Below are 1410 nucleotides of genomic sequence, written 5' to 3'. Positions count from 1 at the left end.
CGAGAGGAAGACGATACCGAACAGGCGTATCTGCCTGAACGATGATTCGATGTTTTTAAGTGACTTAAATTCCATTGTTGTTTATTCGTTTTTAATTGTCAGTTGATTATTTCAGCAGCTTCCCGACACGTCCGACCACGTTTCCTGCGGCTGCGCCCGCCACGCTGCCCGCCATACTTCCGGCTCGTCCTGCCGTCTGGTTCACGTTGCGACCGTAGCTTCCCATGCCTCCGGCTTGGATAATCCAGCCTGCTACCGTGGGGATGGTGAAGTAACCAATGATGCCGATTATCATGAAGACGATGTACACCCCGTCGCTCGAATCCAGCGAGAAGTTCGGGTCAGCCTGCATCCGTTCGATGTCGCTTTGCAGCATCAGCACTTGTATCTTCGCCAGTATGGTGCTGAACATATCCGACACGGGCAGCCACAGATAGACCTGTATGTAGCGGCATATCCACTGTGTAAGCGTGCTTTGGAAGCCGTCCCACACCGATATGGCGAAGGCTATCGGACCGAGTATCGCCAGCACCACGAGGAAGAACGTGCGGATGGTGTCTATCACGAGGGCGGCGGCTTGGAACATCAGTTCCAGTATCTCGCGGAAGAAGTCGCGGATGCCCTTCTTCATGTTGTACATCCCGCGCTCGATGTACATCCCCGCCATCGTCACCATGTCGCCGGGCGACCAGCCCAGTTCTTCCAGTTGTTTGTCAAACTCCTCATTTGACACGAGGTAGGCGGTTTCGGGATTGCGCATCATCGCTTCGTACTCCAGTTTGTCCTTCTGCTCACGGTATCGGTTCATGTCCAGCGTTTCCGCCTCCAGCATCTTTGCCGTACCCTGCACGACGGGCGACATGATGCTGTTTATCGTACCCAGTACCACCGTCGGAAAGAACATGATGCACAGACCGATAGCGAACGGGCGGAGCATAGGGAACACGTCTATCGGTTCGGCTCTCGCCAGCGACTGCCATACCCGGTAGGCCACATAAAAGAGTGCGCCCAGCCCGGCGATGCCTTTCGCCACGCCCGCCATGTCCCCGCATAGCGGCATCATCTGTTCGTAGAGCGAGCGCAGAATTTGGTGAAGGTTGTCGAAATTCATAGGCTACCAATATCTTTCGTTCATGTTCCCGTACAGCCCCATGATGCGGTCAAGGTCGTTTTTCTTCTTCGCACGCAGGTAACTCACGCTAATGTTCTTGTTGGTGTAGTAGCTCACGAGGTTGCGGTAACGCTTCATTTTGGAGTAGCAGCGTTCCACCACGTCCATGCGCTCCTTGTCCGTCATGGAGAGCGTGGTGATATTCACCACATTCTTCAGTTCCGTCAGCACATCGTTGGATTCCTCCAATAACTTGGTGTAGCCAAAGGCGATGGCTCCCAGTTCCTCCACCGTGAAGT

General features: G+C 54.2%; 1 protein-coding gene and 2 pseudogenes. All 3 read right to left on the bottom strand.

The features are described from left to right. Positions 1-75, bottom strand: a pseudogene (locus DXA54_RS27910) (conjugative transposon protein TraK); the annotation flags it as partial. Between the two features lie 31 nt (positions 76-106). After that, positions 107-1111: a conjugative transposon protein TraJ gene (gene traJ, locus DXA54_RS27905; RefSeq protein WP_004308926.1), complete on the bottom strand. Its 1005-nt coding sequence runs from the start codon at positions 1109-1111 to the stop codon at positions 107-109. Positions 1112-1114: 3 nt separating this feature from the next. After that, a pseudogene (locus tag DXA54_RS27900) lies at positions 1115-1410 on the bottom strand (conjugal transfer protein TraI); the annotation flags it as partial.

The sequence above is a fragment of the Bacteroides sp. OF03-11BH genome (genome assembly GCF_003604005.1).
Classification (GTDB): Bacteria; Bacteroidota; Bacteroidia; order Bacteroidales; family Bacteroidaceae; genus Bacteroides; species Bacteroides ovatus.
This window is presented reverse-complemented; position numbering and strand designations above follow the sequence as displayed.

Coding starts and splice junctions, on each gene's coding strand:
- traJ (WP_004308926.1), bottom strand. CDS start 1,111: ATGAATTTCGACAACCTTCACCAAATTCTGCGCTCGCTCTACGAACAG.